General features: G+C 47.8%; 4 protein-coding genes and 1 tRNA gene. 2 read left to right on the top strand and 3 right to left on the bottom strand.

Translation table 11 applies throughout. The features are described 5' to 3' along the window. Positions 1–800 (bottom strand): tyrosine-type recombinase/integrase (locus J4F31_12160; GenBank protein ID MCE2497305.1); only part of this gene is annotated, 800 nt, incomplete at its 3' end. A 20-nt stretch (positions 801–820) separates the two neighbouring features. On the opposite strand from J4F31_12160, the gene J4F31_12155 reads away from it, so the two are divergent. Next, positions 821–1,246 (top strand): 3-dehydroquinate dehydratase, encoded by a 426-nt coding sequence (locus J4F31_12155; protein ID MCE2497304.1) that lies wholly within the window; start codon positions 821–823, stop codon positions 1,244–1,246. On the opposite strand, the gene J4F31_12150 is transcribed toward J4F31_12155, so the two are convergent. Next, positions 1,237–2,277, bottom strand: a complete 1,041-nt coding sequence (locus J4F31_12150) for a glycosyltransferase family 2 protein (protein MCE2497303.1) — start codon at positions 2,275–2,277, stop codon at positions 1,237–1,239. The genes J4F31_12155 and J4F31_12150 overlap by 10 nt on opposite strands. Before the next feature lie 48 nt (positions 2,278–2,325). Beyond that, a complete protein-coding gene (locus tag J4F31_12145; protein ID MCE2497302.1) occupies positions 2,326–3,807 on the bottom strand; it encodes a GWxTD domain-containing protein in 1,482 nt (493 codons plus the stop codon). Positions 3,808–3,917: 110 nt separating this feature from the next. On the opposite strand from J4F31_12145, the gene J4F31_12140 reads away from it, so the two are divergent. Beyond that, positions 3,918–4,002, top strand: a tRNA-Ser gene (locus J4F31_12140). Positions 4,003–4,176 lie beyond the last annotated feature (174 nt).

Genomic DNA, 4,176 nt, shown 5'->3' with positions numbered 1-4,176 from the left:
TGACCAAGCATTTCCTGAACAGAGCGAAGATCGGCACCCCCTTCGATCATATGAGTCGCAAACGAATGTCTGAAAGTGTGGGGGGATACACTTTTTCGGATACTGGCTTTCTCCGCCATTTCCTTCACTAGTTTAAAGATCATGACTCGCGAAAGCCGAGTACCTCGGTTATTCAGGAAAATGATGCTCTTGTGGCCCTTTTTGGGACTGAGGTGTACGCGAACTTCTTCAATATAAATGCGCATGAACTTGTACGTGATATCGGCCAGTGGGACTAAGCGTTGCTTATTTCCTTTACCGATCACTTTTACATAGCCTTGTTTTGGATAGAGGTCGTTGATCTTCAGGTTGATGAGCTCCGTGACCCGCAGACCACAACCGTAAAGGGTCTCGAGAATCGCCCGGTTTCTTTCTCCCTGTCGGGAGGATAAATCAACTGCCTCGATAATGGCGTCGATCTCTTGTACGCTGAGCGTATCGGGCAATTTAGGCGATACTTTTGGGGCTTGAAGTAACTCGGCCGGATTAGAATCGACGAGGTTTTCAATCGTGAGATAGCCGTAGAAAGAGCGAATCGATGAGATGAGTCGGGCTTGACTTCGAGGCGAACGCCCTGATTTTGCGTACTCATTGATAAATTCTCGCAGCTCTTGGATGGAGAGCTTGAGCGGTGAACGCTCAGGGTAAAAGTCGGCGAGCTGTTTCACATCGCGCCGATAGGCGCCCACAGAAAGAGGGCTGAGGCCTTTTTCAAGTTTGAGGTACGATTCGTACTCGTTCAACGCGGGAGTCCACTTCATAACGTATCTTAGCCAACGCGATGAAGATACGAATCATCAACGGACCCAACCTTAATTTGCTTGGTATTCGCAATCCTGAGGTCTACGGGAGCACGAGTTTCGAGGATTATTTGAATGTCCTTAAGTCGCGGTTTCCCCAGCACGAATTGAGCTGTTTTCAATCGAATCACGAAGGCGAGCTCGTGGAGGCCGTACAGGCTTGCTTGAATATTACCGATGCCATTATCATCAACGCAGGAGGCTACACTCATACGTCAGTGGCCATAGGCGATGCGCTAAGTGCAGTGGGTCTTCCATCGATAGAGGTGCATATATCTCATGTTTACGACCGCGAGACCTTTCGACACGAGAGTCGCCTGAGTCATGGGGTCTTGGGTGTAATTACCGGATTCGGGCTGGATAGTTACCGTTTGGCGATCGAAGCACTGAGCGAGACTCAGCGATAGAATCGACTTTTCTTGAGCTTGGAGAATTTACGATGCCCAATTACGAAGTAGGCGAGGGCTATACTTCCCCGGTACGCATTATAGAACTTAATACGCTGATAACGAATCTCGTTTCGGAGTCGACGTTGCGTCAACTTTCTCAGATTTTTATAGAAGTCGATATGGGCTTTAACAACCGGTAAAAAGTGCTTTGGCTGCCCACCCAGTAAGAACTTGAAGGCGGCGATACCGTCGAGTACCATTCTAATAAAAAGCACCCATATGAGTCGTTCCCGTGGCAGGTTCTGAAAGATCATGAACAGGTTATTTCGGAAGTTGAAGAACGTTTTTCGCGGGCTTCCCGATTCCAGGGTTCCACCTCCCAGGTGATAGACCTGAGAATCGGGGCAGTACATGATGCGGTAACCGAGATTCTTCATCCGCCAACACATATCGATCTCCTCCATGTGCGCAAAGAGGTGTTCATCGAGTCCGCGCACCTCTCGGAAAGCATTCGCCCTGACGAACAAGCAGGCTCCCGAGGCCCAGAAGATCTCAGTGACCTTGTCGTATTGGCCTTGATCCTTTTCGAGTGTGCTGAAGATACGCCCACGACAAAATGGATAGCCGAACAGATCAATAAATCCGCCCGCAGCCCCCGCATACTCAAAATAGTCTTTACGGTTGAGATCTTTTATCTTGGGTTGACACGCCGAGATCATCTCGTCCGACTCCATCAAATCTATTACCGGGTCGATCCAATTAGGAGAAACCTCGATGTCGCTATTTAGCAGCACGTAGTACTCGGCACTGATTTGAGCGAGGCTGCGGTTGTAGCCTTTTGAATACCCACCGTTCTCGGTGTTCTGTATGATTCGAACTTCGGGGTAATTCTCCTTCAGAAATGCTACAGAGTCGTCCGTGCTTGCATTGTCTGCCACGTATACTTCCACTCCGGGGCCACCCGAATGTTCGAGTACGGTCGGGACGAATCGCTCGAGGAGCGAACGACCATTCCAGTTTAGGATAACAACGGCTACTTTACAGGACAAAGGGTACTATTCAATTTGCGCCGCGCAAGTTACGCAATAAAGCCGTGCTTATCGATTGGGAATAATGATGTTGTTCTGAATGGATGAACCCCATCGCGTTGGAGCATCGGTAGCGTCCATGTCGCGATTGGCGACATCGCGCTGAACGATCTCCATTTGCCAATTCGGATTGTTGAGTTCTCCGATGGCATCGGAGTGAATGAGTTCATAGTCATTCGTCGACAAGTCGCGATTCATGAACACAAAGATCACATTCCGCTGTTGATACTGCTCCAAGCTGTAGTACATCCAGATCTCATATGGATAGGCACCCGGCTCGAATGGTCTTCCGTCGCGATCATCAGGAGTACCGTATTGGAGGTGAACTCTACCGCGGTCAGTATTATAGCCCTTTTGAATTCTCGTTTTGTAAACCTTATTCACCATCTGCACTTGTTCGTAGTACATATCCCATAACCCTTCTGGGTTGTATTTATCTCTATTACTCCAGAAGCCGTAGAAGAATCGCTGCATCTCAGCGACATCGCGTCGAGCGATCACGTTTTGCGCCACTCTTCTTTCGAGCCGTCCTGAAATAGGGTATAGGTAATCGATGTACTGAGCCAATGAGTCAGGGTTCGTCATGGTTTCAACGAAGGTATTCGACACGGCCAATAGATCATTTTCTTCGAGGTTGACATCGAGTTTGGGATTGCTGCGCTCAAAGGAGATCGAATTCTTTGCAACGAGGTTGTTCTCGGCATCCTTAGCCTCAAGTACCAAGGCGTACTTCCCCGTAGCCAGGTTAGCGATATTAAAGGATCGGAGTACTGGATTCGTACTGGAAGCGGTTGCTTTCTGGAATCCTGCAAAGCGCGGAACCATTTGTCCGGTTGATATTGATTCGATACAATATTGAATAAGGAATGGCGAATCGGCTCCTAATTTTTCATCCATATGGTACAGCTCAGCATAGAAGTTCATCTGGTCTACTTCGCCTGGATAGTAGTAGCTGTAATAGGGGAGTAGCGGTATTAAGTCGTACCCGCTTTTTGTGATCACCGTGACCTTGGAGGATTTAACATAGCGTTCGACGAGTTGAATGTCGCTGAATCGCGCCTTATCGTCCTCGTAGTTTATCCATATAGGCAAATTACTGTTTATGGTGCTTTCCGGATTATTGGCATCGGTAACTTCAACATACATATTGTACGCTCCATTGGGCAATGGTATGCGCTGTTGGTCCAGAAAGTTGTCGATAGATCCCGCAGTGTCAGCAATGAGCGGGCCATTGAGCTTGTAACTGTCCATGAATACGACCGAGTCATTCTGAGACACCGAGATGAGCACGTCTACGGCACTTTGGAAACCCGATCCGCCTTCAGAAGGATGCCAATCGAGCGACTTACCGACAAAGGAGAAGTACACTTCGACATACGGAGATTGACCATCTGCATAGAAGGTCGCGAAATCCATGAATGCCGATATGTTTTTGGCATGGGCAGACCAGAAAAAGCCCGCCATTGCGATGATGAGTAGCAATCTTTTCATAAAACGCACTGATTTTTAACCCTTAATATTTCTAAGTTACGAAAATACTCAAGATTTACAGGACTGGCTGTGCCAATTCAAAGAGTTTATTTAATTTTGCCCTTCCAACAGGAGAGGTGGCAGAGTGGTCGAATGCACCGGTCTTGAAAACCGACGTACCGAGAGGTACCGGGGGTTCGAATCCCTCCCTCTCCGCATAGATACAGTAACAAATTGTATCAAAATGCTCAAAACCAAGGTTTTGGGCCACACCCGTCCAAAATAAATTTTTCTGAGGCATAAAAATGGAGTGCTGCCCAAAGGGCTGTATTTTGTAGGTATCAAATCATCAAAATACGCGCTCCATGGCACAAGTTACAGTACTTTTTC

The sequence above is a fragment of the Flavobacteriales bacterium genome (genome assembly GCA_021296215.1).
Taxonomy (GTDB): Bacteria; Bacteroidota; Bacteroidia; order Flavobacteriales; family ECT2AJA-044; genus ECT2AJA-044.
This window is presented reverse-complemented; position numbering and strand designations above follow the sequence as displayed.